19 protein-coding genes are annotated in these 26,206 nt (G+C 73.1%); 8 read left to right on the top strand and 11 right to left on the bottom strand.

Annotated features, from left to right (window positions below; genetic code table 11):
- Positions 1 to 63 precede the first annotated feature (63 nt).
- The 5 genes from manA to OG357_RS24085 all read right to left on the bottom strand — a co-directional run bounded on the left by manA (position 64) and on the right by OG357_RS24085 (position 5,214).
- Positions 64 to 1,215, bottom strand: a complete 1,152-nt coding sequence (gene manA / locus OG357_RS24105) for a mannose-6-phosphate isomerase, class I (RefSeq protein WP_329623131.1) — start codon at positions 1,213 to 1,215, stop codon at positions 64 to 66.
- Between the two features lie 128 nt (positions 1,216 to 1,343).
- Positions 1,344 to 2,498 (bottom strand): SIS domain-containing protein, encoded by a 1,155-nt coding sequence (locus OG357_RS24100; protein WP_329623130.1) that lies wholly within the window; start codon positions 2,496 to 2,498, stop codon positions 1,344 to 1,346.
- A 511-nt stretch (positions 2,499 to 3,009) separates the two neighbouring features.
- The gene (locus OG357_RS24095; RefSeq protein WP_329623129.1) at positions 3,010 to 3,192 is read right to left on the bottom strand and encodes a Trm112 family protein; all 183 of its coding nucleotides are present in this window, start codon (positions 3,190 to 3,192) and stop codon (positions 3,010 to 3,012) included.
- A gap of 118 nt (positions 3,193 to 3,310) precedes the next feature.
- Entirely contained in the window at positions 3,311 to 4,678 is a 1,368-nt protein-coding gene (locus OG357_RS24090) for a phosphomannomutase/phosphoglucomutase (RefSeq protein WP_329623128.1), read from the bottom strand.
- Between the two features lie 101 nt (positions 4,679 to 4,779).
- Positions 4,780 to 5,214, bottom strand: a complete 435-nt coding sequence (locus OG357_RS24085) for a DUF3499 domain-containing protein (RefSeq protein WP_317601886.1) — start codon at positions 5,212 to 5,214, stop codon at positions 4,780 to 4,782.
- A gap of 288 nt (positions 5,215 to 5,502) precedes the next feature.
- Between OG357_RS24085 and OG357_RS24080 the strand changes: the two genes are divergently transcribed.
- Positions 5,503 to 5,958: a metallopeptidase family protein gene (locus OG357_RS24080; protein WP_329625681.1), complete on the top strand. Its 456-nt coding sequence runs from the start codon at positions 5,503 to 5,505 to the stop codon at positions 5,956 to 5,958.
- Between the two features lie 181 nt (positions 5,959 to 6,139).
- On the opposite strand, the gene OG357_RS24075 is transcribed toward OG357_RS24080, so the two are convergent.
- The 3 genes from OG357_RS24075 to OG357_RS24065 form a co-directional block, all read right to left on the bottom strand.
- Positions 6,140 to 7,690, bottom strand: a complete 1,551-nt coding sequence (locus OG357_RS24075; protein WP_329623127.1) for a DUF5719 family protein — start codon at positions 7,688 to 7,690, stop codon at positions 6,140 to 6,142.
- Positions 7,687 to 11,433, bottom strand: coding sequence for a glycosyltransferase family 2 protein (locus OG357_RS24070; protein WP_329623126.1), 3,747 nt, complete (start codon positions 11,431 to 11,433; stop codon positions 7,687 to 7,689). Before OG357_RS24070 ends, OG357_RS24075 begins: the two co-directional genes overlap by 4 nt.
- A gap of 243 nt (positions 11,434 to 11,676) precedes the next feature.
- Positions 11,677 to 11,940, bottom strand: a complete 264-nt coding sequence (locus OG357_RS24065) for a WhiB family transcriptional regulator (protein ID WP_015033978.1) — start codon at positions 11,938 to 11,940, stop codon at positions 11,677 to 11,679.
- Between the two features lie 699 nt (positions 11,941 to 12,639).
- On the opposite strand from OG357_RS24065, the gene OG357_RS24060 reads away from it, so the two are divergent.
- The 3 genes from OG357_RS24060 (at position 12,640) to OG357_RS24050 (ending at position 15,579) form a co-directional block, all read left to right on the top strand.
- Complete coding sequence (locus OG357_RS24060) at positions 12,640 to 13,188, top strand: cysteine dioxygenase (protein ID WP_329623125.1); 549 nt, start codon at positions 12,640 to 12,642, stop codon at positions 13,186 to 13,188.
- Between the two features lie 13 nt (positions 13,189 to 13,201).
- A complete protein-coding gene (gene cofD, locus OG357_RS24055; RefSeq protein WP_329623124.1) occupies positions 13,202 to 14,167 on the top strand; it encodes a 2-phospho-L-lactate transferase in 966 nt (321 codons plus the stop codon).
- A gap of 131 nt (positions 14,168 to 14,298) precedes the next feature.
- A complete protein-coding gene (locus OG357_RS24050) occupies positions 14,299 to 15,579 on the top strand; it encodes a coenzyme F420-0:L-glutamate ligase (protein WP_443066722.1) in 1,281 nt (426 codons plus the stop codon).
- A gap of 57 nt (positions 15,580 to 15,636) precedes the next feature.
- On the opposite strand, the gene OG357_RS24045 is transcribed toward OG357_RS24050, so the two are convergent.
- The 3 genes from OG357_RS24045 to OG357_RS24035 all read right to left on the bottom strand — a co-directional run bounded on the left by OG357_RS24045 (position 15,637) and on the right by OG357_RS24035 (position 19,887).
- Positions 15,637 to 16,683, bottom strand: coding sequence for a DNA-3-methyladenine glycosylase family protein (locus OG357_RS24045; protein ID WP_329623122.1), 1,047 nt, complete (start codon positions 16,681 to 16,683; stop codon positions 15,637 to 15,639).
- Positions 16,684 to 17,293: 610 nt separating this feature from the next.
- The gene (locus OG357_RS24040) at positions 17,294 to 18,376 is read right to left on the bottom strand and encodes an NDP-sugar synthase (RefSeq protein ID WP_329623121.1); all 1,083 of its coding nucleotides are present in this window, start codon (positions 18,374 to 18,376) and stop codon (positions 17,294 to 17,296) included.
- A 104-nt stretch (positions 18,377 to 18,480) separates the two neighbouring features.
- Complete coding sequence (locus OG357_RS24035; protein WP_329623120.1) at positions 18,481 to 19,887, bottom strand: peptidoglycan recognition protein family protein; 1,407 nt, start codon at positions 19,885 to 19,887, stop codon at positions 18,481 to 18,483.
- Between the two features lie 136 nt (positions 19,888 to 20,023).
- On the opposite strand from OG357_RS24035, the gene OG357_RS24030 reads away from it, so the two are divergent.
- The 4 genes from OG357_RS24030 to OG357_RS24015 all read left to right on the top strand — a co-directional run bounded on the left by OG357_RS24030 (position 20,024) and on the right by OG357_RS24015 (position 26,173).
- Positions 20,024 to 20,776 (top strand): TIGR03089 family protein, encoded by a 753-nt coding sequence (locus tag OG357_RS24030; RefSeq protein WP_329623119.1) that lies wholly within the window; start codon positions 20,024 to 20,026, stop codon positions 20,774 to 20,776.
- Between the two features lie 301 nt (positions 20,777 to 21,077).
- On the top strand, positions 21,078 to 22,301 hold the full coding sequence (locus OG357_RS24025; protein WP_329623118.1) for an LCP family protein: 1,224 nt from the start codon (positions 21,078 to 21,080) through the stop codon (positions 22,299 to 22,301).
- A 258-nt stretch (positions 22,302 to 22,559) separates the two neighbouring features.
- Complete coding sequence (locus OG357_RS24020; RefSeq protein WP_329623117.1) at positions 22,560 to 24,326, top strand: LCP family protein; 1,767 nt, start codon at positions 22,560 to 22,562, stop codon at positions 24,324 to 24,326.
- Positions 24,327 to 24,376: 50 nt separating this feature from the next.
- Positions 24,377 to 26,173 carry an LCP family protein gene (locus OG357_RS24015; RefSeq protein ID WP_329623116.1) on the top strand — a complete coding sequence of 599 codons (1,797 nt, stop codon included), beginning with the start codon at positions 24,377 to 24,379 and terminating at the stop codon, positions 26,171 to 26,173.
- Positions 26,174 to 26,206 lie beyond the last annotated feature (33 nt).

The following is a 26,206-nucleotide window of genomic DNA, read 5'->3' as shown; positions in this document are numbered from 1 at the left end:
TCGTCGATGCTCCGGCTCTGTCGCCGCGGTTCGGCCGGTCATTCTCGCATCAGGCCACGGCGGTCAGGCCACGACGGTCGCGCGAAAGACCGTTCCCTCGCCGGAGAGTTCGGTGGTCTCGCCCGCCGGCACGAAGACCGACTGGCCGGGGGCGAGGGTGACCTCGCCGGCCTTCGGGCGGCCCGCGACGGCGAGCAGGATCTGTGGCGTGGGTGTGGTGACGTCGGTCGGGGCGGCGCCCTCGGCCCGTACGAAGCGGGAGAGGCGGAACTCGTCGATCGGGGTGTCGTAGACCTCTTCCCCGGACGGGGAGGCCTCGGGGCGCAGGACGCCGGCGTCGTTCGGCTCGAAACGGACGACGCGCAGGAGTTCGGGGACGTCGACGTGCTTGGGGGTGAGGCCGCAGCGCAGCACGTTGTCGGAGTTGGCCATGATCTCGACGCCCATGCCGTCGAGGTAGGCGTGCGGGACGCCCGCGCCCAGGTAGAGCGCCTCGCCCGGCTGGAGCACGACGTGGTTGAGCAGCATCGCGGCGATGACGCCGGGGTCGCTCGGGTAGTGGTGGGCGAGGCTCGCGAACGGGGCGTGGGCGCCGCCCAGGCGGTCCGCGGCGGCCGCTGCCTCGGCGACGGTGTGCGCCATCTCCTCGCGGTCGGCTGTCAGCAGGGCTGTCAGGACCTCGCGGAGCGCTGCCTCTTCGGGGTGGGCGTGGAGGAGGTCCACGTACGGCTTGAGGGAGTCGACGCCCAGCGCGGCGATGAGGTCGGCGGCCTCGGTCGGGGCGCGGAAGCCGCAGAGTCCTTCGAAGGGGGTGAGGGCGCAGATCAGTTCGGGCTTGTGGTTCGCGTCCTTGTAAGTGCGGTGCGGGGCGTCGACGGGGATGCCGGCGGCCTCTTCGGCGGCGAAGCCCGCGCGGGCCTGGTCCAGGTCGGGGTGGACCTGGAGGGAGAGCGGGGCGCCTGCGGCGAGCACCTTGAACAGGAAGGGGAGGCGCGGGCCGAACTTCGCGACGGAGGGCTCCCCCAGTTCGCGTACGGGGTCGGCGGCGATGAGCTCGTTGAGCGGGCCGCGCTCGGTGCGGGAGGGGGCGCCGGGGTGGGCACCCATCCACATCTCGGCCTGGGGTTCGCCGGTGGGGGCGACGCCGAGGAGTTCGGGGATGGCCGTCGGGGACCCCCAGGCGTAGGGGCGGACGGTGTTGACGAGGCGGTCCATGATGCCTGCCAGCTCCTCGGGGTGGTGACGGATGGTGAGGGGTGTCGGGTGACAGGTGACAGGGGGCGGGTGACGGGTGGGTGACGCGGTGGGGGACGGGGTGGTGACGGGGTGATGGACGCGGCGGGTCAGTGCCCGTGGTCCGGGCGGCCCGGGGTCGCCAGGGCGAGGTAGACCGCCGCGAAGTCGGTCACGGCGAGCAGTTCGGCCAGGGTTTCGAGGTCGCCGCCCTCCTCGGGTTCCAGTTCGCTGATGGCCGTCTCGTGGCCGAGGGCGAGCTCCCTCGCCGCCGGGGCGGCGGTCAGGCCGTCGGCCGGTCTGTCGCGCAGCAGGACGACCCTCGCGCGCAGCGCCTGCGACTCCTCGACTCGGTCGCGGAAGAAGTCGTCCGGGTCCGCGCCCGCCGCGTAGTCGCCCGCGAGCAGCACGCCGTGCGCGGGCAGGGCCTCGGGGAGTTCCGCCGCGAGCGCGGGCAGGCCCGCGAGCTCGGCCAGGACGCTCGCGAAGCGGCGGCCGACGGGGCCCGCGGCGGTCCCCTCGGTCCAGATCAGCGGGAGCGAGTCGGCCAGTTCGGCGGCGAGCGTCTTGGCCGGGTTGCTGTACGTGGCGATGGCCGGGCCGCAGCGCTCGGCCGTGCGGTCGAGCCGGTCGGCGACCTTCTCCAGGGCCTCCTGCGGCGCGTCGACCAGACCGACGCGGTCGAGGAGGACGAGGAGCGGGGTGAAGAGGGCCCACAGGGCGCCGGGGCTGGCGGCGAGGCTCTCCGCGTACTCGTCGGGCGACTCGTTCGGGGCGGTGGCCATCGGGACGAACAGGCCGTGCGAGCCGCCGACCGCCTCGGCGAGCGGGGAGGCCTTGGGGGCGACGGCGACGACCGTGATGCCGCGGCGGTACGCCTGTTCGGCGAGGAGCGCGAGGCCGGGTTCCGAGCCGTCGGTGGTGGGCAGCAGGAGCAGGTCCACCGAGCCCGCCCAGCCGGGCAGGGCCCAGCGCAGGGCGCCCGCGGCGGGGGCGACGCCGGTCGGCTGGAGCCGTACGACGGGGGCGGAGGCTCCCGCGAGGGCGCCGATCAGGTCCGCGACGCCCGCGGCGGCGGTACCGGGGCCCGCGACGAGGACCGCGCGGGGACGGCCCTCGGGGCGCAGGGCGGCGATGCCCGCCTCGCTGGCGTGGCGGGCGGCGGTCCGTACCCGGGCGCCGGCTTCGGCGGCGCCGCGGAGGAGGCCGCGACGGTCGGCCAGGGCGAGGGCGTCCGGTGCGTCGAGGAGGGTCTCGTCGAGCATGTGGCGGTGCCTCCCGGGTGGGTGCGGGGTGTTTGCGGGTGGTGGTGCCGGGTGCGGGTATCGGGTGCGCGGTGGTCGCGGGTGAGGGTGCGCGTGCCGGGTGCGCGGTGGTGCCGGGTGCGCCCTGCCTTCGGCAGGGCTTTTTGTGTTCCCACGTGCACCACCCGTGCGGGTGGGAAGACAGAGGTGCGGGTCGTCCCGTGGGGGGTGCTCGCCGTCGGCGGCGGGCCCTCCGGGGATTCCGGCGGGGCTGCGGGCCCGTGGGCCGGGGTGCCCGTCGCCGTCGGCGCCGGTCGTGGCACGGCTACCAGGCGGGGCACCCGCCGCCCGCTGCCTCTGCGGGGCACCGCGCCAGGGGGTGTCGCGCGGGCGGGCGATGCGGCCCGTGGGGGCGCGCCGCGAGCCACCGTGAGGTGGCTCGGGGGCGTCGTTCTGCGGCCCGGGCCCCGGGGTGTCTGGTGTGTTCCGGGGCCGGGTGTCGCGGGGCTCGGGGCGGGGAGCACCGGGTGGGTCAGGCCGGGCGGCGGGCCTCGTCGGTGAGGAGGACCGGGATGTCGTCGCGGACCGGGTACGCGAGGCCGCAGTCCGTGCCGGTGCAGACCAGTTCGGGGGTCTCGTCCGCCGTGCGGTCGTTCAGCGGAGCGTGGCACGCGGGGCAGGCCAGGATCTCCAGGAGGCCGGCTTCGAGCGGCATGGGGTGTCCCTTCGAACAAACGGTGGTGGTGCTGCCCTTCGGGCCAGGTCAGCCTACCGCCGGGGGACGGGGGGCGCGGCTCGGCGGCCGGTCCTCCCGTACCCCCGGCGGGGTGGTGTCAGCCGGTCGCGCGGACCAGGGCCAGGACCTCGTCGCGGATCTTGGTCATGGTGGCCTCGTCGCGGGCCTCGACGTTGAGGCGGAGCAGCGGCTCGGTGTTCGAGGCGCGGAGGTTGAACCACCAGTCGGCGGCGGTGACCGTGAGGCCGTCGAGGTCGTCGAAGGTGACCCCGTCCTCGGCGGCGTACGTCGCCTTGACCTTCGCGGTGCTGGCCTGCTGGTCGGCGACCGTGGAATTGATCTCGCCCGACGAGGCGTAGCGGTCGTAGGCGGAGACCAGGTCGGAGAGGGTGCCCTCCTGGCCGCCGAGGGCCGCGAGGACGTGGAGCGCGGCGAGCATGCCGGTGTCCGCGTTCCAGAAGTCCTTGAAGTAGTAGTGCGCCGAGTGCTCGCCGCCGAAGATGGCGCCGGTCTTCGCCATCTCCTCCTTGATGAAGGAGTGGCCGACGCGGGTGCGGACGGGGGCTCCGCCGTTCTCGCGGACGACCTCGGGCACGGACCAGGAGGTGATCAGGTTGTGGATGATCGTTCCGCCGGGGTTCTTGGCGAGCTCGCGGGCGGCGACGAGGGCCGTGATCGCGGACGGGTTGACCGGCTCGCCGCGCTCGTCGACGACGAAGCAGCGGTCGGCGTCGCCGTCGAAGGCGAGGCCGAGGTCGGCGCCCTCGGCGAGGACACGGGCCTGGAGGTCGACGATGTTCTTCGGGTCGAGGGGGTTGGCCTCGTGGTTCGGGAAGGTGCCGTCGAGCTCGAAGTACATGGGGACGGTGTCGAGCGGGAGGCCTTCGAAGACCGTGGGGACGGTGTGGCCGCCCATGCCGTTGCCCGCGTCGACGACGACCTTCAGCGGGCGGATCCCGGTGAGGTCGACCAGGCCCTTGAGGTGGGCGGCGTAGTCGTCGAGGGTCTCGCGCTCGGTGATGGTGCCGGCGGTGGCGGCCGCCTCCGGGGCGCCCGTCTCCGACCACTCCTCGGCGAGGGCGCGGATGTCGGCGAGGCCGGTGTCCTGGCCCACGGGGGCCGCGCCCGCGCGGCACATCTTGATGCCGTTGTACTGGGCCGGGTTGTGGGAGGCCGTGAACATCGCGCCCGGCAGGCCGAGGCTGCCCGAGGCGAAGTACAGCTGGTCGGTGGAGCAGAGCCCGATGAGGGTGACATCGGCGCCGAGGCGGGCCGCGCCACGCGCGAAGGCGTTCGAGAGGCCGGGCGACGAGGGTCGCATGTCGTGGCCGACGACGATCGCGTCCGCGTCCGTCACCCGTACGAAGGCGGCGCCGAAGAGCTCCGCGAGCTCCTCGTCCCACTGGTCCGGTACCACTCCGCGGACGTCGTACGCCTTCACGATCTGCGACAGATCGGCAGTCACGGATCACCCTCCTGAGTTCTCGGCACGCGTGTGCGGCGCGTGTAGGAACGCCAAAGCTACCCGGAGAGGATCGGGGCTACGCGGACGGTGGCCGGTTGGCGTCAGTTGTCGGGCGAACGGAGCACCCTGAGGTGCCCTCGGCGGCCGACCTCCATGGGGTCTCCGCCACGGCCTCCGCCGCCCTTGCCGCCGGCCTCGGCCGTGCGCTCGTGGGGGCGGGCCGCCTCCCGTACCGCGTTGGCCAGGGCTTCGAGGTCGTCGCCGCTGGGGCGGGCCGGGGCGGAACCGTCGGTGAGCCGCACCACCTCCCAGCCGCGCGGCGCGGTGAGGCGCTCGCTGTGCTGGGCGCACAGGTCGTAGCAGTGGGGCTCGGCGTAGGTGGCGAGCGGGCCGAGGACCGCAGTCGAGTCGGCATAGACGTACGTCAGTGTCGCGACGGCAGGGCGGCCGCACGCGGTGCGCGAACAGCGACGTACAGGGCTCACGACGTTGGACGGTACCGCACTCTTGACCGGGCCGCGACGACTCTCCCTCAGGTCACTCCCCCGTGTCGCGCTGTGACCTCCGACACCCGCCTTCGTGCCGCGGCGGTGCTGACCTGCACGGGAGGGGGCGTACGGCGGTGGGGGCAGGAGGCGATCCGGACAGTCGGGGATACAAATCCGGTCAACCAGGGCCAGATGGCCGATCGTGACACGCTGCCGATTCGGGCGCGTGGGCGGCCGGAATGTTCAGGTTTCGACAGTTGGGGTGGTGGGGTGGGGGAACGTGGCGAGGATCCGCCACGGTGCGGAAACACCGAGGAGGGTTACGCTGCGTCAGTGATGGACAGTCCTGTGCCGCCGAACCCCTCGCACCCCTCCACGGAGCCCCCGGCGGAGCCTCGGGTCCGCCGCCGCGACCGTCACGGGCGCGGGATGCGGGGGCCGGTCGCCCCGCCCCAGGTGCCGCTCTCCACGAGCCGGTCCGACACCTTCCGCGATCTGGTGCTGGATTCGGTCGAGCGCCTGGAACGGCACTGGCCGCAGCTGGCGGACATCGAGTTCCTCGTGATGGAGGTGCCGCCGCCCGTGCCGGGCGAGACGGTGCCGCTGGGCGGTTCGGCGCCCGCCGACAAGGGCGAGCCGGCCCGGGTCGTCGTCTACCGGCGGCCGGTCGAGATCCGTTCGAAGAGCCGCGACGAGCGCGCGCTCCTCGTCCACGAGGTGGTCGTGGAGCAGGTCGCCGAGCTCCTCGGGCTCTCCCCCGAGTCGGTCGACCCCCGGTACGGGCAGGACTGATCCCCGGTACGGGCAGGGCTGACCCCCGTACGGGCGGCTGACCCCCGGTATGACCTCCGTGTGGGGAGGACTCACCCCGTACGGGCAGGGCTGACCCCCGTACGGGCAAGAAGTGGCTCCCGGTACAAGAACGCCCCGTAAGGGTGGCGGAACCACTCTTACGGGGCGTGTGCCGCCCTGCTCAGTCTTCGAGGACCTTGAGGTCCTGGCGCGCCGACGGGACCTCGACCGTGCCCCGGTCGTCGGAGAGCGGCTGGATCGTGAACATCTTGACGTCGTCCTCCGGCAGCGCCAGCGTCCGTGACGCGTGCACCTTGCCGCCCGAGACCGGTTCCACGGTCAGCGCGTAGGCGCCCTTGAAGCCCTGGGGGACGAGGTCGGTCAGGGCCGTCGTCGTCCCCGCCTTGACGGTGACCGTCCTCGACACCGGAGTGCCCCCTCGCGAGCCCGCCGAGGCCGTGACCTTGACCTGGGCGTCGGCGCCGGTCGCCGTGAGGGCGAGCGTCGACGCCTTGGCACGGTTGTCGGCGACCGTGGCGCGGGCGGAGATCGCCGACGTCGCCGGGATGAAGGCGATCTCGGTGCTCTCGCCCTTGCCGCGGACGACCTGGAGGGCGGCCACCACCGGGGTCGCCTTCTTCGGGTCGCTCGGGGTGAGCAGCAGGGAGCCCGCCTGGCCCCGGGTGAGGTCCGGCAGGTCGACGGAGGCCGTCATCCCGGACTTCACGTGCAGCGTGCCTGCGCCCGCGGGGACGATCGTGCCCGTCGGGGTGGCCAGCTGGATCTTGAGGTCGGCGTCGTCGTCGCCGGGGACGAAGGCCACGAGCCGTACGGAGGTGGCGTCGGCCGGGATGCCGGGGAGCACGGCGCTGCTCGCCGGGTCGGCCGCGGCGGCGAGCCAGTCGCTGCCGAGCTTGTCGTCGGCCGCGCCGATGGCGGCGCCGACGCGTCCGGTGCGGGTGGTGACGTGGACGGTGAGGTCCCGCTCGGCGGACGCGCCGGTGAGGGTGGAGAGGAGCACCGGGACCGTGGAGCGGGCGGGCACCGGGATGCCCTCGGTGAACTGGGACTTGAGGACGCCCTCGGGGCCGTACAGCTCGATGTCGGCGACGGCGGCCGTGTCGTCCGGGTTGGTGAGGTGGACGTAGTCCTGGCGCTCCTTGGCCGTGGAGGCCGCCGGGAACCAGAAGTCGGTGTCGGGGGCGCCGCAGGTGAGGCCGAGGAGGCCGCGGGCGCCGCCCGCCGTGACGGCGGTGGTCTGCTGGACGCTCCAGCCGGGGGCCAGGGTGCCGGTCGCCGCGCCGGTGAGAGCGGGCGCGGAGCCGCCGTTCGCCTCGGCGGTCACGGGCTTGCCGGGGGCGGTGACGGTGGCGGGGGCCTTCGGGGCCTTGGACTTCTTGCCGCCGCCCGAGCTGCCGCCGCGGGTCGCCCCGCTCGCCGCCGGGCGCAGCTGGGCCGTGGGCTGCTCCGCCTTGGCGGAGGTGCCCGCCGTCGTGCCCGCCGCGGTCGTACCCGGCGTGCCTGCCGGGGTGTACGAGGTGTAGACGGTCTCGGCCACCTCGGAGGTGCTCGGTGCCGGGCAGACGAGGCCCGCGCGCTGCACGGGCAGCCGGGTGGGGGCCTTGGCCACGGGGGCGGCGGGGGTGCTGTCCGGGGTGGTCAGGGTGGCGAAGCCGGTGACGGCGGTGAGGGCCGTGGTGACCGCGATCAGGGAGAGGGTCGTGCGCTTCACTGGTTGCTGCTCCCGTCGGGACGCTGCTCGGTCTCGTGACCCTGGGGGTAGTCGTAGCCGTAGGCGTACGGGTCGTACTGCTGCTGCGGCTGCTGCTGTTCGTACTGCGCCTGCGGGTCGTACTGCTGCTGCTCGTAGCCCTGGTCCGCGTACTGCTGGGGCTGCTGCTGTTCGTAGCCCTGCTGGGGGTACGCGTACGGCTGCTGCTGGTACGGGTCCGCCGCGTACTCCTGGTAGTAGCCCTGGTCCGCGTACGGCTGGGTGTGCGTCGGGTCCTGGACGCCGCCCTGGTCCTGCGCCTGGGGCTGGGCGGTCTGGGCGTAGGCCGGGTCGTACCCGCTGCCGTCCCAGGCCTGGTCCTGTGCCTGTTCCCGGGGCTCGTACGCCTGCTGCTCCGGGATCGGGACCGGAGCCGGGTGCTGCTCCTGGTCCTCTGCCTCGGTCCCGGCGTCCTCGGCGGCCTCCGCCTCCGCGGCGGCGCGGAGGCGGCGCGCGCGGCGGCCGTCGCCGTCGGTCGCCTGGGCGGGGATCGCGAGCTCCTCCTCGGGCAGGTCGTCGTCGATCTCGCGGCGGCGGCCCGGCAGGGCGAGGACGAGCAGGACGACGGCGATGCCGAACTGCGTCCAGGTCCACATGGTGTGGGTGAGCGGCTGGTCGTACGTGAGGTCGAGGCGGCCGCCCTGGGCGGGGAGCTCGAAGCCCTGGGCCCAGCCGTCGACGGTGGTGCCCGTCAGTTCCTTGCCGTCGAGGGTGGCGGTCCAGCCCTCGTCGGCGCGGTCGGCGACGCGCAGGACGCGGCCCGCGGGGCCGGCCGGGATGTCGGTGTGGGCCTCGACGGGGCCTGCGGCGACGGCGACCGGCTTCGCCGTGTCACCGCTCGCCGCCGTCTCACCGGTCGCCGCCGTCTCACCGGTCTTCGCGGCCGGCGGGACGATCATGATCCGGGCGATCTCGCGGTCCACGCGCCAGAGCGCGCTGCCGTCGAGCTGGCTGAGGCGGCTGAGGCCGGGGGTCGCGTCGAGGACGCGGCTCATCTGGCGCGGCGCCCCGTCCCGTACGAGGACGTAGCGGATCGCGTAGCCGCTGAGTTCCTGGGTCTGGTCGGCCCCGGAGCCGGCGACGAGGTGGGCGACGACCGCGTCGAGGCGGGGGTCGGTGTCGGCGGTGGCGGAGAGTTCGCCGTCGCCGAGGCGGGCGCCGGAGCCGCGGACCAGGGTGTACGTGACCTCGCCGGGCGAGGTTCCGCCGAGGACGAGCGTCCGGGGCTGGTCGCGGGTGCCGCTCTCCTCGGCGACGAAGGCCGGGACCTGGACCGGGTCGCGGCGGGTCAGCGGGCCGTCGGCGCCGCCGATCATCCAGCCGGCGGCGGCGACGGCGGGGCCGACGGCGCAGGCGAGCGCGATGAGGGCGGCGACGGGCTGGCGCCAGCCGAAGCCGTGGGCGGCGACGCGGGTGCGGCCGCCCTCGGCGCCGATCATGCCGGCGGCGATGAGGGCGGCGCCGTAGACGAGGGTGGCGGGGCCGGCCCAGCCGGTGCCGTCCGCGCCGTTGGAGAGGACGGCGAAGAGAAGTCCGGCGAGGGCCGCGGTCCAGGCGGCGAGGACGGCGAACCTGCGCTCCTCGCGCAGGAGGCCGGCGAGGGCCGCGAGGACGAGGCCGATGAGGAGGAGGCCGCCGGTGGTGCCGGGGCCGCCGGGGCTCGTCGCGAGCAGGTCGAGCGCGGTCGCCGTGCCCGTACGGACGTCGAGACCGGCCTCGTGCAGGAAGGCGGCGGGGTCGGTGAGCAGGGAGAGCGACCAGGGCGCGAGGGCGAGGATCGGGGTGCCGACGGCGGCGAGGAAGCGGAGCCCGTACGCGGTGATGTCGGAGCGGTGGACGAAGAGGACGCCGAGGCCGAGGAGGACGGCGAGCGGCCACACGATCGGGGTGAACGCCGACGCGAAGGTGAGCAGGAAGGCGTACGCCCAGGTGGCGCGCCAGCTGCCGCGGTCGGGCCTGTTGAAGCCGTGGGCGGCGACCGCGGCGCGGGCGATCAGCGGGAGCAGGATCGCGAGGACCGCGGTGCCGAGCCGGCCGGTGGCGAGGGCCCCGGTGGCGGCGGGCAGGAACGCGTACGCGATGGCGCCCCAGGCGCGCAGGAGCCGGGACTCGACGATCGGGCGGGCCGCGAAGTACGCGGTGAAGCCGGCCAGCGGGACCGAGCAGACGAGCAGCAGGGTCAGCGCGGTGGACGTGGAGCCGAGGAAGAGCGCGGAGAGCGCGGCCAGGACGCCGAGGTAGGGCGGGGCGGTCTGGGTGCCGCCGGTGCCGATGGCGTGCCAGGCGTCGGCGTACCGCGACCAGAGGTCGGAGACGGTGTCGGGGGCGGGCAGCAGGGCGCCGCCGGCCAGCGAGCCGCCCGCGAAGAGGTTGCGGCAGGCGACGAGGGAGACGAGGAGCAGGAGGCCGAAGAGGATCGGGCCGGGCTTGCGGGCGATCTTCTTGAGCCGGGCGAACTGCTCGATCTCCAGGTAGTCGGCGTCGTCGCCGCCGGGTCCCGACTCGACGACGCCGTGGCGGGAGCCGCCCGAGTCGGCCTCGGCGCCGCCGACGTTGGCGGCGAGCTGTTCGACGGCGGCGCGGACGGTCGCGCCGGGCGGCGGGAAGAGCGGGCGGAGCTCGCTCGCCGCGACGGCCGGGTTCTTGCGCCGTTTGCGGGCGGCGAGGATCTTCTCGGGCCGCAGGAGGGTGGCGAGGAGGCCGGTGACCTCGTCGACGGCCTGGCCGGGGACCTTGCCGACGAGTGAGGCGAGGGTGCGGACCAGGGTGCTGAGGACGAGTCGCAGGAGGACGTACGGGAGGGCGCGGCCCGGGGTGTTGGCGAGGAGCGCGTAGACGGCGCCGGCCTTGTCGACGCGGTGCGGGCTGGCGGCCGTGCGCCCGGCGCAGTCGACGGTGCGGCGCTCGCGGGCGGACGCCTCGGCGTGCCGGAGGACGGCGTCGGGGGCGACGAGGACGCGGTGGCCCGCGGAGTGGGCGCGCCAGCACAGGTCGACGTCGTCGCGCATGAGGGGCAGGCGGCGGTCGAAGCCGCCGAGCTCCTCGAAGACGTCGCGGCGGACGAGCATGCCGGCGGTGGAGACGGAGAGGACGGAGCGGACCTGGTCGTGCTGGCCCTGGTCCTGTTCGCGCCGGTCGAGTCCGGTCCAGCGGCGGCCGCTGTGGGCGATGGAGACGCCGACTTCGAGGAGCTGCTTCCGGTCGTACCAGCCGCGCAGCTTGGGGCCGATGACGGCGGCGTACGCGTCGGAGTCGGCGACGCGCAGGAGTTCGGCGAGGGCGCCGGGCTCGGGGGCGCAGTCGTCGTGCAGGAGCCAGAGCCACTGCACCGGTTCGCCGTGCGGGAGTTCGGGGAGGTCGTAGGCGTCGTCGTTCCACGTCCGGCTGACGGGGTCCCAGCCGCTGGGGCGCTTCAGGTACGGCAGGTCCTCGGGTCCCAGGACGGGGGCCGTGCGGGCGGCCTCCTCGACCGCGGTGCCGAAGCCGGTGCGGCGCGCGAGGTGCAGGACGCGGTCGGCGCCGACGGCGTCGGCGACGAGCCGTGCCGAGTCGTCGGCGCTGCCGGTGTCGGCGGCGACGACGTTCTGCACGGGGCGCTCCTGGGCGAGCAGCCCGGCGAGGGCGTCGGGCAGCCAGCGGGCACCGTCGTGGGTGACGAGCACGGCGGTGACGACGTGTCGCGGAAACTCAGGAGTTGAGGACATCGAGCTACGGGCCCTCCGGCCGGGGTCGCCCGCGGGGGGCGTGGGGTGCGTCTCGGACGGAGGCCCACACTAACGGCTGTGCGCGGGGCGGCACGCAGAACGGTCCGCCGCCTGTGGACAGAGCACAGGGGGCGGACCGTTCGTCATGTCCTGGTGTGCGCGCATCCGCGCGCGGGGCCCGGAAGGCTTCGGGAGCCGTTCCGTGACCGGGGGTGAGCCGGTGGCTTGGGGGCCGGGCGCGGCTCAGACGGCGGCCTTCTTCAGGCGGCGGCGCTCGCGCTCGGAGAGGCCGCCCCAGATGCCGAACCGCTCATCGTTCTGCAGGGCGTATTCGAGACACTCGGAGCGGACCTCGCAGGCGAGGCAGACCTTCTTGGCCTCGCGGGTCGAGCCGCCCTTCTCGGGGAAGAAGGACTCGGGATCGGTCTGGGCGCACAGCGCGCGCTCCTGCCAGCCGAGTTCCTCGTCCGCGTCCTCGACCAGCAGTTCCTGGAACAACTCGGTCATGTGCGCCCCTCGTCTGTTCTGTGCGTCCCCGTGATGTGGCCGTTGCCGAACCCGGCCGAACGACACGAGTGAAATTACAAGTTCGTGCTCTGTGCGAGTCAAGCCGAGATCTGCTATTGGGCCCCGTATTCACTCTGCGGAACCAAGCCTATGCGGAAAGTGTTCAAATCACCAAAAAACGTGACACATGCCACCGACCTGGCCGTACCGCACAGGCCCCTCGCAAGAAAGGACGTCCGAGACTTGGATCTTGTTGCGATCCAGCCATGGAAGCGATCCGGATCACATTCCGATCACGGAGAGTGACGAGCGAGCCGAGGCTCGCCGCGCGGGCGCCGCCATGTTTACGGGCACGGTTGATGCGCCATCTCTCCTGGTCCGCACGTGAACAAACCTTTCTCCGCGCACTTTAACCGGATGAGGTGAAACATTACCGCCAAATCGGGCATTGGGTTGACAGTCGGGTCCTCCGCCCGCCACCTTTGGTGGCATGCCAGCGACCACTGCGACCGCCGCGACCCACGCCCGTGGGTTCCGCCGCGCTGTCCAGGTCGACTGTCGCTGTTGTTGTTCCAGCTGTTGATGCCGTAGAGCTCCAGCTTCTTCCCTCCAGCGTCACCCAGCGTCACCTGCGCGTCACTCGCGTCACCCCTCTCCGTGACCCCCCGCTTCTGTTTCTGCTGAGGAACCTCCCCACCCATGAACATGGACAGCGACCTTCAGATCGCCGGCGACATCCTCGAGGTCCCGCACCTCCTCCAGCCCGAGCGCGCCCACCCCGTCACCGTGGCCGAATTCGCCGGGCTCGCGCGCTCCATCGCCGACGACCGCTCCCAGTGGGCCCCGTACGTCGAGTACGACGCCACGACCCGCTGGTACCACCGGCTCCGCACCGGCCCCGGCTACGAGGTGTGGCTGCTCTCCTGGGTGCCGGGCCAGGGCAGCGGGCTCCACGACCACGGCCTCTCCTCCGGCGTCCTGACCGTCCTGGAGGGCGAGTTGACGGAACGTACGGAAAGGGGCGCGCGGACGCTCGACGGCGGCGCGCAGCGCGTGTTCGCGCCGGGGTACGTCCACGAGGTCGTCAACGACTCCCTCGAACCGGCCGTCAGCCTGCACGTCTACTTCCCCGGCCTGACGGACATGCCGATGCACGAGTCGGTCCAGGCGCAGTGCGCATCGGAGCCCGTCGCGGTGGGCTCCCCCGCCCCGGTGGCCCCGGGCGCCCCGGCTGTCGTCGTCGCCTGACAGACTGCTGGACATGCGCATTGTGGTTCTGGCCGGTGGCATCGGTGGTGCCCGCTTCCTTCGCGGCCTCAAGCAGGCCGCGCCGGACGCGGAGATCACGGTCGTCGGCAACACCGGTGACGACATCCATCTCTTCGGGCTGAAGGTCTGCCCCGACCTGGACACGGTGATGTACACCCTCGGCGGTGGCATCAACGAGGAACAGGGCTGGGGCCGCCTCGACGAGTCCTTCACGGTGAAGGAGGAACTCGCGGCGTACGGCGTCGGACCCGAGTGGTTCGGCCTCGGCGACCGCGACTTCGCGACCCACATCGTCCGTACCCAGATGCTCGGCGCGGGCTTCCCGCTGAGCGCCGTCACCGAGGCGCTGTGCGCCCGCTGGCAGCCGGGCGTGCGGCTGCTCCCCATGACCGACGACCGCGTCGAGACGCACGTCGCGATCGAGGTCGACGGCGAGCAGCGGGCCGTGCACTTCCAGGAGTACTGGGTGAAGCTGCGCGCCTCCGTGGACGCGAAGGCCGTCGTGCCGGTCGGCGTGGAGACGGCGAAGCCCGCGCCGGGCGTCCTGGACGCCATCGCCGAGGCGGACGTCATCCTCTTCCCGCCGTCCAACCCCGTGGTGAGCGTCGGGACGATCCTGGCCGTGCCCGGGATCCGCGACGCGATCGTCGCGGCCGGCGCCGCCGGGACACCGGTCGTCGGGCTCTCCCCCATCGTCGGCGACGCGCCCGTGCGGGGCATGGCCGACAAGGTGCTCGCGGCGGTCGGCGTGGAGTCCACGGCGACCGCGGTCGCCGTGCACTACGGCTCCGAACTCGTCGCCGGCTGGCTGGTGGACACCGTGGACGCGGGCGCCGTGGCGGACGTCGAGGCGGCGGGCATCCGCTGCCGTGCGGTGCCGCTGATGATGACGGACGTGGAGGCGACGGCCGCGATGGCGCGTGAGGCGCTGGCGCTCGCCGAGGAGGTACGGGGGTGACGGGCGGCGGCCCGTCCTCGTACGGCTCCTCTGTCGGTGGTTCCGCCGTTGATGGTTCCGCTGTCGGCGGGTCCCTTGCCGGTGGCTCTCCTGTCGGTGGTTCCGCTGTCGGCCGCTCCCCCTCGTACCGGGTGTGGGCGCTTGACGGGCTGCCCGAGGTGGCGGCCGGGGACGATCTGGCCAAGCTCATCGCCTCCGTCTCGCCGGGGCTCGTCGACGGTGACGTCCTCCTCGTCACCTCCAAGATCGTGAGCAAGGCCGAGGGGCGGGTGATCGCCGCCGACGACCGCGAGGAGGCGATCGACGCCGAGACGGTACGGGTGGTGGCGCGGCGCGGCACGCTGCGGATCGTCGAGAACCGGCAGGGCCTCGTCATGGCAGCCGCCGGGGTCGACGCCTCCAACACCCCCTCCGGGACGGTGCTGCTGCTGCCCGAGGACCCCGACGCCTCGGCGCGGCGCATCCGTTCGGGGCTTCGCGACGCGCTCGGCGTCGACGTCGGGGTCGTCGTCACGGACACCTTCGGGCGGCCCTGGCGCAGCGGCCTCACCGATGTCGCGATCGGCGCGGCCGGGGTACGGGTCCTCGACGACCTGCGCGGCGGGACCGACGCGCACGGCAATCCGCTGAGCGCGACCGTGGTCGCCACCGCCGACGAACTCGCCGCCGCCGGCGACCTGGTGAAGGGCAAGGCGAACGGGCTGCCCGTCGCCGTCGTCCGCGGCCTGCCGCACGTGGTGGGCGGGGACGAGGAACCGGGGGCGCGGGCGCTCGTGCGCGGCGCCGCCGACGACATGTTCCGGCTCGGGACGTCGGAGGCCGTACGGGAGGCGGTGACGCTGCGGCGGACCGTACGGGAGTTCACCGACGAGCCGGTCGACCCGGGCGCGGTACGGCGTGCGGTCGCCGCGGCCGTGACGGCGCCCGCCCCGCACCACACCACGCCCTGGCGGTTCGTCCTGCTCGAGTCGCCCGAGTCGCGGGTGCGGCTGCTCGACGCGATGCGGGACGCGTGGATCGCGGACCTGCGGCGGGACGGGAAGTCCGAGGAGTCCGTGGCCAAGCGGGTGCGGCGCGGGGACGTCCTGCGCAACGCGCCCTATCTGGCCGTGCCCTGCCTCGTCATGGACGGCGCCCACCACTACGGCGATCCGCGCCGGGACGCCGCCGAGCGCGAGATGTTCGTGGTCGCGGCGGGCGCGGGCGTACAGAACTTCCTGGTGGCGCTGGCCGGTGAGCGGCTGGGCTCGGCGTGGGTGTCGTCGACGATGTTCTGCCGGAACGTCGTACGGGACGTCCTCGGGCTGCCGGAGGGCTGGGACCCGATGGGCGCGGTGGCGATCGGGCATGCGGCGGTGGCGGCGGGTGCGCGGCCGGCGCGGCGTGCTGCGGAGTTCGTCGAGGTTCGTTGAGGTTCGTCGAACCCTCTTGAGGTTCGTTCAGCCTTTTTGAGGTTCGTTGAGCCTTTTTCAGAGGTGGGCGATCCTGCCCGGAGTCATCCGGGGCGCCCTGCGGGGCGGGACGCGGCCGCTGAGGAGGATCAGGCGGGCCGCGCGGTGGCGTTGGCCCTCGTACGGGGCCAGGAGCTCCAGCATCGCCGCGTCGTCGGTCGTGCGGTCGCCCTTGAGCGCCCAGCCGACGATGCCCGGGAGGTGGAGGTCTCCCGTGGTGACCTCGTCCGGCGCGCCGTTGCTGCGCTGGACCGTCTCCGCGCTCGTCCACGGGCCGATGCCCGGGATCAGTTCCAGCCGTCGGCGGGCCGCCGGCGGGTCCATGTGCGCCGCCTCCTCCAGGCGGGCCGCCGCCCTGGCCGCGCGGACGATCGTGGCCGAGCGTTTGCCGTCGACGTTCGCACGGTGCCACTCCCAGGACGGGATCAGGGCCCAGGTGCGGGCGTCCGGCATCACGTGCATGCCCTCGGGGGCCGGGCCCGGCGCGGGCTCGCCGTACTTCCGTACGAGGAGCCGCCAGGACCGGTAGGCCTCGTCCGCCGTGACCTTCTGCTCCAGGACCGACGGGATCAGGGACTCCAGGACCAGGCCCGTGCGGGTGAGGCGGAGGCCGGGGCGGCGGCGGTGGATGGCGGCGAGGAGTTTGTGGCGGGGGACGAAGGCGGTGGGGTCGTCCTCGGCGCCGGTCAGCGCCGGGAGGCGGTCCAGGAGCCAGGTCGCGCCCGCGCCCCAGGCTTCGGCTTCCGTCGTGCCGTCGCGGACGGCGACGCGGATCGTGCCCGGGCCGGCGGGGGTGCGGCTGGCCCGCCAGACGGAGCCGTCGGGGGTGACGCGGAAGGTGGGGTCGGCGGGGCCGCGGCGGAGGGGGCCGAGGGTGAGGCCGAGGTCCGGGGGCGTGGCCTTGGCCGGACCCTGCGCCGGACCCTGGTCCAGGTCCAGGTCCAGGTCCTGGACCTCGTCCTGGTCCTGGTCCGCCGTGGCGTCCGTTGTGGCGGGTACGGGGACGGCGCCGCCGCGCACCGTCGTGCGGGTGGTGGGGGTGCGGGGTGGGAAGCGGCCGGCCATGGCTACGAGCCTAGCGGGGGCTCCTGCGAGGCGGCCTTGGCCCGGAGGCGTGCGGGTCCTGCCCGGTGCCGTGCGGGTCCTGGGGGCGAACGAGCAGGGAGCGGGCGACGCCCTGGGGGCGTTGTGCCCACCCGTTCCGCCCTGCGGAACGTATGCCCACAACGTGGGTGGCGGCGGCCCCGCCGTGGGCGCAACGTGCCCGGCGCGGGCGCGGAAGCGCGGCGTGGGCGCGCGACGTGGGCGCGGAAGCGCGGCGCGGGCGCGCGGCGCGGGCGCGCGACGTGGGCGCGCGACGTGGGCGCGGAAGCGCGGCGCGGGCGCGCGGCGCGGGCGCGCGACGTGGGCGCGGAAGCGCGGCGCGGGCGTGTGGCGTGGGCGCGGAAGCGCGGCGCGGGCGTGTGGCGTGGGCGCGGAAGCGCGGCGCGGGCGTGTGGGGGCGCGGCGTGGGCGTGTGGGGGCGCGGCGCGGGCGCGGAAGCGCGGCGCGGGCGTGTGGGGGCGCGGCGTGGGCGTGTGGGGGCGCGGCGTGGGCGTGTGGGGGCGCGGCGTGGGCGTGTGGGGGCCGGGCCCGGCGTGGGTGGGGGCGGGGCCACGCCGGGGCGGGTGTGCGTCTACTGGTCCGAGGAGAAGCGGACCGCGTTGGCCGGGAGGGTGGTGTCGCACCAGATGCGGATGCCGTCGCGGAGTTCGTTGTCCGGGCCCACGTGGGCGCCGTCGCCTATGACCGCGCCCGTGAGGACCGTACGCGCTCCGATGCGGGCGCCCGCGCCGACGAGGGAGTCGGTGATCACCGCGCCCGGTTCGATGACCGCGCCCGCCAGGATCGTGGAGCCGGTGATGCGGGCGCCCTCGCCCACCTGCGCGTCCGCGCCGACGACCGTGCCGCCGGTCAGCTTGGCGTCCGGGGCCACGCGGGCCGACGGGAGGACCAGGCGGTCGCCGCAGCGGCCCGGGACGGCCGGGGAGGGAGCGCGGCCGAGGACCAGGTCGGCGGAGCCGCGGACGAAGGCCTGCGGGGTGCCGAGGTCCAGCCAGTACGTCGAGTCGACCATGCCCTGGAGGTGCGCTCCCGAGGAGAGGAGTTCCGGGAACGTCTCGCGTTCCACCGAGACGGGGCGGCCTGCCGGGATCCTGTCGATGACCGAGCGGCGGAAGACGTACGCGCCGGCGTTGATCTGGTCCGTGACGATCTCTTCCGGGGTCTGCGGCTTCTCCAGGAAGGCCGTCACCCGGCCCGTGGCGTCTGTGGGGACCAGGCCGAAGGCGCGAGGGTCCTCCACCCGCGTGAGGTGGAGTGAGACGTCCGCGCCCGAGGACGCGTGGGTGTCCACCAGGGCCCTGATGTCCAGGCCCGTGAGGATGTCGCCGTTGAAGATCAGGACCGGGTCGTCGGGGCCCGATTGGAGGCGCGAGGCGACGTTGCGTATCGCGCCGCCCGTGCCGAGGGGCTCCTCCTCGGTGACGTACTCGATGCTCAGGCCGAGGTCGGAGCCGTCGCCGAAGTGCGGCTCGAAGACCTCTGCCAGGTAGGAGGTGGCGAGCACGATGTGCTCGACGCCGGCGGCGCGGGCGCGGGCCAGCTGATGCGTCAGGAAGGGGACGCCCGCCGCCGGGACCATGGGTTTGGGCGTGTTGACCGTGAGGGGTCGCAGCCTTGTGCCCTTGCCACCGACCAGGAGGATCGCTTCAGTCACCTTGTCGTCTCTGCTTCCTGTTCGGGGCCGGTCCGCCCGCCCGTCTCGGTCTTCCGTGCGATATGACCGGTCAGTTTATGCAGATGGTTGCCCGGCTGACCCCATCAGAGCCTTCCCTGGTACTTCGCCGAGGTCGTCCTGGCCGTGGCGAGCTTGCCGTACAGGCGTGCGCCGGGGCACTCCGTGGCGAATCCGTCACGGTGTCCGGCGATCGTGCGGAGCTTGACCTTCGTGCCCTTCTTGTACAGGTTTCCGCCACCTGAGGTCAGATACGTCGTGCTCGTCGGGTTCACGCCGTGCAGACCCAGCTTCCACGCCGTCAGCTTGGCGACGGCCGTGAGCACGGCGGCCGGCGGATTCGTCTTGCTGTACGTACCGAGGACGGCGACGCCCATGCTGTTCGTGTTGAAGCCGAGCGTGTGCGCGCCCAGGACCGGCTTGGCCACGCCCCCCGCCCGGCCCTCGTAGATGTTCCCGCACTTGTCGACGGCGAAGTTGTAGCCGAAGTCCCGCCATCCGCTGCTCTGGACGTGGTAGCGGTAGATACCGCGCAGGACGGAGGGCGCCTGGCCGCACGTGTAGTTGTTGCCGGTCGCGCTGTGGTGGACGAAGGCCGCCTTGATGCTCTTCGTGTAGACGAAGCCCTTCTCGCGGAGCTTCTCGTCGGCTCCCCAGCCCTTGCGCGTGATGATCTTCGGGCGGGGGCCGATGTACGGCTTCGCCGCGACCGCCGCAATCGGTGCGGCCTGGGGGGCCTGGGCGGCCTGGGGGGCCTTCGGAGGCTGTGCAGGCCTTGCCTCCTTCGGGAAGTGGCGGAACGTCACCTCCGTCGCCTCCTTCGACAGCGCCGGGATCCAGGCCGCGCCGTACGGCGCCAGCTGGGAGTTGACCGCGCTGGCCGCCGCCTCCGCCGCTGTCGGGCCGGCCGGGGCCGCGGCCGTACGGACCCGGGGGGCGGTGCCGGCCCGGTCCGCGCCCGGGTCGACCAGTTCCAGGCGGAGGCCCTCGGGGAGCTGCCCCTCACCCCGTACGCGGATCTCGACGCCGTCCGAGTCGCCCACCCACAGCGGTGCCGTGGAGCCCTTGAGCGCCCGGCCGGCGCCTTCCGCGGTCTCCGGGTCGGCGCCGTGCTCGTCGTTGTGGGTCTCCACGTCCTGCCACTCCGACCAGATCCCGCCGCCGGTGGCCCGGGTGCGGACCTGCACGGTGCCGTGCAGCGCGGCCGTCGGGTCGTCCCAGACGACGCCGACGAGGGAGAACGGTCTGACGTCGCGTCGGGCCAGGCCCCGCTCGCCCGGATCGGAGCCGTCTCCGCCGCCGAAGCCGCGTACGGAATCGCCCAGGGGCTCGAGCGGCAGCGACTGGGTGGAGCCGGGCAGCTGCTCGGGCCCCGGTGGCAGCGCGGCGACCGCCGGTGGCGCCGTGGCCGCCGCGGGTGCGGCGAGGGAGGCCGGCAGGGCGAGCACCGCCGCACAGGTGACGGCGATCGAGGTGGCGAGTGAGGCACGCATGGGCCGATCGTGCGTATCCCCGGGCCGTTCCGCGCGCCGGGAATCCACGCGGAAATTGACGGACCGTCGGGCCGACCGGTGGACGGCGTCACCGGTACGGAGGACCGCGCGCGCCCGCCCGCGTACGCTGTCCGGCGTGAACGCCAGCGACCGCACCCCCGCCGACCTGCTGCGATCCGCGCTCGCCGCGGACCCCGCCCGCCCCTTGGTCACTTTCTACGACGACGCCACCGGTGAGCGCGTGGAATTGTCCGTCGCCACCTTCGCCAATTGGGTGGCCAAGACGGCGAACCTGCTCCAAGGCGAGCTCTCCGCCGGACCGGGCGACCGGCTCGCGCTACTGCTGCCCGCGCACTGGCAGACGGCCGTCTGGCTGCTCGCCTGCTCCTCCGTCGGCGTGGCCGTCGAGGTCGGCGGCGACCCCGCGGACGCCGACGTCGTGGTCGCGGGGCCGGACACCCTCGAGGCGGGTCTCGCCTGTTCCGGTGAGCGGATCGCGCTCTCGCTGGCGCCGCTCGGGCGCCGCTTCCCCGCCCCGCCCGCCGGGTACGCGGACTACGCGGTCGAGGTGCCGAGCCAGGGCGACCGGTTCGCTCCGTTCGTCCCGGTCGACGCGGAGGCTCCCGCTCTCGTCGTCGACGGCACGGAACGGAGCGGCACGCAGCTCGTCGAGCAGGCCCGCGTGGACGCGGCGGCACTCGGCCTCGCCCCCGGCTCCCGGCTGCTCTCCGGCCTCGACTACGACGGCTGGCAGGGGCTCTCGTCCGGTCTGTACGCGCCGCTCGCGGCCGGCGGCTCGGTGGTGCTGTGCAGGAACCTGGGCCAGGTCGCCCCCGAAGCCCTGGAGAAGCGCGTGGAGAGCGAGCGCGTGACGCACACGGTGCTCTGAGCACCCTGGCAAGCGCGCCTGTCCGCCCCCGGGCCGCACGGCGCCCACCCACCCCGGCCCAGCACCCGGTCGACACCCTCCGGCACCAGCCCCCACCGACCATGGCGCCGCCTGACCCGATGAGACCCCCGTTCGGACTAGTGCCGCGCCGAGTCCCCGGGTCCCCGCGCCGACTCCGGTACATGATCGGCCGAGGGGGAGTCGACTCCTTCCGCACAACCATGCGTCGGGTTCGGCCGTCTCCTTCCATGACCGGTGGCCGCCGGGCGCGCCGCCGACGCCTTGAAGGACGGACTGAGACGTGACGGACCGTGCTGGCACGCCCCCCGAACCGGATCCCCCGGCAGCGGAGGACACGGCGCCCGGTGCTCCGGAGCAGCCGCGCAAACGCCACTGGCTGCGGTGGACGGCCCTCGCGATCTCGGTCGTGCTGCTGATCGCGGCCGGGGTCGGCTGGTGGTTCTACCGGAAGCTCGACGGCAACATCACCACGGACACGACGGCCGCCGCCGAGCTGCGGAAGTACGAGAAGGAGCGGCCGACGGCGGGCACCACCGCCGCCCGGAACATCCTGCTCATCGGTTCGGACACCCGGACCGGCGAGGGGAACCGCAAGTACGGCAAGGACAAGGGCACCCAGCGCTCCGACACGACGATCCTGCTGCACCTGTCGGCGGAGAAGTCGAGCGCGACGGCCGTCTCCCTCCCGCGCGACCTGATGGTGACGATCCCGAGCTGCACCAAGCCCGACGGGACCCGCACCCGCGAGCAGTTCGCGCAGTTCAACTGGGCCTTCGAGTTCGGCGGCACGGCGTGCACGATCCGTACCGTCGAGAAGCTGACCGGGATCCGCGTCGACAACCACATGGTGATCGACTTCCGGGGCTTCAAGAAGATGGTCGACGCCGTGGACGGGGTGGAGGTCTGCCTCAAGGAGCCCGTCGACGACGCCGACGCCAAGCTGAAGCTGCCCGCGGGGCGCCAGACGCTCCACGGCGAGCAGGCCCTCGGCTTCGTACGGGCCCGGAAGTCGATCGGCAACGGCAGCGACACGGAACGCATGGACCGCCAGCAGCAGTTCCTCGGCGCCCTCGTCAACAAGGTCCAGAGCGACGGGGTCCTGCTGAACCCGACCAAGCTCTACCCGGTCCTGGACGCGGCCACGAAGGCGATCACGACCGACCCCGGGCTCGACTCGCTGCGGGACCTGTACGACCTGGCGCGCGCGATGCGGGCCATCCCGACCGAGAAGGTGCAGTTCCTCACGGTGCCGCGCCGCCCGTACACGTACGACGCGAATCGGGACGAACTGGTACAGCCGGCGGCGAGTCAACTCTTCCGGCAGCTCCGGGAGGACAAGCCCGTCCTCGTGACCCCGCACACCGAGGAGGAGGGCGGCGAGGGGACCGGCGGGACGGGCGGCGGGGGCCGCGGCGACGGGAAGCCCGACGACGCGGACGCCCCGACGCCCTCCACGACGCCGACCTTCACGGGCCGGAACGCGGCGGAAGGGGTGTGCTCCTGAACACCCCTCGGGGGCGGTGAGTAAAGGGCGCCCCAAGGGGAGGGCAGTGAGGGATGAGGTTTGGGCAAATTGCCCGGTTGTAAGGGGCGTGGAATTTGTCACTGACGTCGCCCCACGCTGAACTGGGCGGATAGTGTGACGCGATCCGGTGCACCCCGACCGTCTGGTCGTCGCACTCACCAAGGATCGAACGACCGAGAGAGCGGCGCCCTTCGGGGGAGGCGCCTCGCGTGGCACCGACGGAGGACTCGAGTAACCGTGGACGCGCACAGCCGTGGACGGGCGGACGAGATCGACCCCGCCGACCAGTGGGTGCTCAACCCGCAGACCGGCAACTACGAACTGCGACTGGACCACTCCGGTGGGCAGCCGCAGCCGCATTCGCCGTCCCGGCCCCGGAGATCGAACCCGGCCACCACCGCCGACAGAGCCGACACCGGCCACGGCGCCACCGCCGGCACCGGCACGGCCACCGAGGTGCCCGTCCCCGGTCAGCGCCGTCGCCGCGTCTCCGAGCAGGGCGGCGGCGGTCAGCCGCCCGCGAGCCGCCGCAAGCGCAAGCAGGGCGCGTCCCGCAAGAAGAAGGTCCTCCTGTGGACCGGCGGCACGATGGCCTTCGTGCTCGTGGGCGGCGCCACCGGCGCGTACATGCTCTACAAGAAGCTCGACGGCAACATCGGCACGGTCGACGTCGGCGACGCGGCGAAGGCGACGCCCGGCATGGACGGGCCGCTCAACATCCTCATCATCGGCAACGACGTCCGGACCGGCGAGGGCAACGAGAGCTACGGGAACAAGACCAACGTCACCGGCCACGCCGACACGACGTTCCTGATCCACGTCGCCGAGGACCGCACCAACGCGACGGCGGTGAGCATCCCCCGGGACCTCAAGATCGAGATCCCGGACTGCCCCACGAAGCAGCCCGACGGCTCGACCAAGGTCATTCCCGGCTCGGTGGGAAGGACCAAGTTCAACGAGTCGTTCGGGGTGAACGGCCGCGACCCCGGCTGCACCATGCGCACCATCACGGAGATGACCGGCATCGGCATCAACCACTTCATGATGGTCGACTTCAACGCGGTCAAGACGCTGTCGACCGCGGTCGGCGGGGTGAAGGTCTGCCTGACCAAGCCCATCCGCGACAAGAGCTCCAAGCTCGACCTCGACGAGGGCGAGCACCGCATCCAGGGCGAGGACGCGCTCGCGTTCCTCCGCAACCGCCACGGCCTCGGCAACGAGAGCGACCTGGACCGCATCAAGATGCAGCAGCAGTTCCTCGCGTCGATGATGCGCCAGCTGAAGGAAGACACGCTGGACAGCCCGACGCAGCTGCTCGACGTCGCGGAGGCGGCGACCGACGCGCTGACGGTCGACAAGGGCATAGGAAGTGCCCTGAAGCTGACCAGCCTCGCCAAGGAGATCGGCAAGGTCGACCTCAAGAACATCAGCTTCATGACCGTGCCGGTCGTCGACAACCCCGACGAGCCGCCGAACAAGCGGGCGACCGTGGTCCTCGACCAGACCAAGGCCCCGCAGGTCTTCAGCATGATCCAGAACGACGTCTCCTTCACCGAGGTGAAGAAGAAGGAGAAGGACGCCAAGAACGCCAAGGCGCAGGCCCAGGCGAAGCTCCTCCAGGGCACGCGCGCGCAGGCCGCCGACGTACGCGTCGACGTCTACAACGGCAGCGGCATCACGGGCGCCGCGCAGTCCACGATCAACTGGCTGCAGAACGACATGGGTGTGAACCGCTCCACCAACAAGAGCAACGCCCCCGACAAGGCGGCGAAGACCACACTCAGCTACGCACCGAACCAGGCCGATCAGGCCCGCAAGCTCGCGGACATGATGGGTCTGGCCGCCACGGCTCTCAAGCCGGGCACTGTGGACGCCGCGGAACGCGAGCCCATGACGCTCGTCCTCGGCTCCGACTTCAAGGGCGCGGGGGTGCCCATCAAGGGTCCGACGAAGGCGCCGGACGTCGACAAGGTAGAAGCCGACAAGAAGGTGTGTGCCGAATGACCTGGAAACACCAGGCCTCGGCGCACGGCTGATTCACGAGGGGACCTGGGGTGGGACAGAACGTGCGTGGGGAGGGAACGCGGGGACGCGTTCCGCGCGCCCGTGAACTGGGCTGGGACGACGAGCTGTACGCGGCGGGGGAGGCGACCGGCGCCGGGGGCGAAGCCGGCAGCGACAGCACCTCCGAGGGTGCCGGATCCTCCGGTACGTCCGCGTCGGCGTCGACCCGGGCCGAGCGGCGGCGCAATGGCAACAGCGGCGGGGGCGGGGCGGGCGCCGGCGGCGACGCCCGGACGAGCCACCGTCGCGGCGGCTCGCGCCGACGGGCCAAGAAGGCCGGCAAGCACAAGGTGCTGCGCTGGGTGGCGATCACCCTGGCCGTACTGATACTCGGGACGGCCGGCGCCGGATACCTGTACTACGAGCACCTCAACAGCAACATCATCAGCGGTGACCGCGCGGGCGGCAGCAGCGGCGTGAAGAAGGCCCCGCCGAACGCGCTCGGCGACACCCCGCTCAACATCCTCCTCATAGGCTCCGACAGTCGCGAGGACGAGAAGAACATCGCCCTGGGCGGCGGCCGGAACGACAAGGACCGCAAGCCGCTCGCCGACGTGCAGATGCTGCTCCACGTCTCGGCGGACCGCGAGAACGCCTCGCTCATCTCCATCCCGCGCGACACGGTCGTCAAGATCCCGGAGTGCAAGGACGAGAACGGCACTCCCTACGCCGCCACCACGAACCGGCCCATCAACGAGTCGCTCCAGCGCGGCGGCCCCGGCTGCACCCTCACCACCTGGGAGAGCCTCACCGGGGTCTACATCGACCACTGGCTGATGGTCGACTTCGCCGGTGTCGTGGCCATGGCGGACGAGGTCGGCGGCGTCCCCGTCTGCGTCAAGACGGGTGTGCACGACAAGTCGACCCGTCAGGTGAAGGGCGGCTCCGGCCTGAAGCTGCCGGAGGGCACCACCGAGGTCCAGGGCGAGCAGGCGCTCCAGTGGCTGCGTACCCGGCACGCCTTCGGCAGCGACCAGAACCGCGCCAAGGCCCAGCACATGTACATGAACGGCATGATGAAGAAGCTCCAGGAGCAGAACGCCTGGACCGACACGGGGCGGCTGACGGGCCTGGCCGAGACCGCCACCAAGTCCCTCAAGGTCTCGCAGGACCTCGACACCGTGAAGAAGCTCTTCGATCTGTCGATGCAGCTCAAGAACGTGAAGATCGACCGCCTGACGACGGCGACCGTCCCCACGGACCCCTATCCGCAGCGGCCGAAGGAGTGGCTCCAGCTGCGGCCTTCCTCCGCCGACAAGATGTGGGCGATGCTCCGTGACGACGTCGCCTACGACAAGAACGGCGACAAGTCCGGCACCAAGGCGAAGCCGAAGGCCACCGCCTCGCCCAAGCCCAAGACCCCGGCCGAGGACCCCGGTTCCTTCCCGGTGACCGTCGTCAACGGCACCGACGGCGCCGACGAGCCGGCCGTCGAGGGCCGGGCCGGCGCCATGGCCGAGGCCCTGCAGGCCAAGGGCTTCACCCAGGCCGACTCCTCCCAGGAGGGCGGCGGCCGCAAGGACACCGTGGTCACCTACCCCAAGGCGGACGGCGACCAGGGCAAGGCGAACGCGCTCTCCGTGACGAAGGCGCTCGGGCTGCCCGACTCGGCCGTCCGGGCCGACGCCGAGGCGAAGGGCATCACCCTGGTCGTCGGCGCGGACTGGCGCGAGGGCACCACGTACAAGAAGCCGACGCAGGTCGCCGGTGACCTGCCGGACGGCGCCGACGACAAGGCGGAGTGCATGGACATCTACTCGGTCTATCGGTGGGACGGGAAGAGCTGATCCCCCCTCCCACTCGCACATGACCGACGGCCG

It is taken from the genome of Streptomyces sp. NBC_01255 (assembly GCF_036226445.1).
Classification (GTDB): domain Bacteria; phylum Actinomycetota; class Actinomycetes; order Streptomycetales; family Streptomycetaceae; genus Streptomyces.
The sequence above is the reverse complement of the archived record's forward strand: the minus strand, read 5'-3'. Positions and strand labels throughout refer to the sequence as shown.

What these genes read in the sequence shown, in the direction of transcription:
- OG357_RS24100 (WP_329623130.1), bottom strand. Translation starts at nt 2,498, where the DNA reads ATGCTCGACGAGACCCTCCTCGACGCACCGGACGCCCTCGCCCTGGCC.
- OG357_RS24065 (WP_015033978.1), bottom strand. Translation starts at nt 11,940, where the DNA reads ATGACCGAGTTGTTCCAGGAACTGCTGGTCGAGGACGCGGACGAGGAA.
- OG357_RS24095 (WP_329623129.1), bottom strand. Translation starts at nt 3,192, where the DNA reads ATGCCGCTCGAAGCCGGCCTCCTGGAGATCCTGGCCTGCCCCGCGTGC.
- OG357_RS24070 (WP_329623126.1), bottom strand. Translation starts at nt 11,433, where the DNA reads ATGTCCTCAACTCCTGAGTTTCCGCGACACGTCGTCACCGCCGTGCTC.
- OG357_RS24045 (WP_329623122.1), bottom strand. Translation starts at nt 16,683, where the DNA reads ATGGCCGGCCGCTTCCCACCCCGCACCCCCACCACCCGCACGACGGTG.
- OG357_RS24080 (WP_329625681.1), top strand. Translation starts at nt 5,503, where the DNA reads ATGGACAGTCCTGTGCCGCCGAACCCCTCGCACCCCTCCACGGAGCCC.
- OG357_RS24035 (WP_329623120.1), bottom strand. Translation starts at nt 19,887, where the DNA reads ATGCGTGCCTCACTCGCCACCTCGATCGCCGTCACCTGTGCGGCGGTG.
- cofD (WP_329623124.1), top strand. Translation starts at nt 13,202, where the DNA reads ATGCGCATTGTGGTTCTGGCCGGTGGCATCGGTGGTGCCCGCTTCCTT.
- manA (WP_329623131.1), bottom strand. Translation starts at nt 1,215, where the DNA reads ATGGACCGCCTCGTCAACACCGTCCGCCCCTACGCCTGGGGGTCCCCG.
- OG357_RS24060 (WP_329623125.1), top strand. Translation starts at nt 12,640, where the DNA reads ATGAACATGGACAGCGACCTTCAGATCGCCGGCGACATCCTCGAGGTC.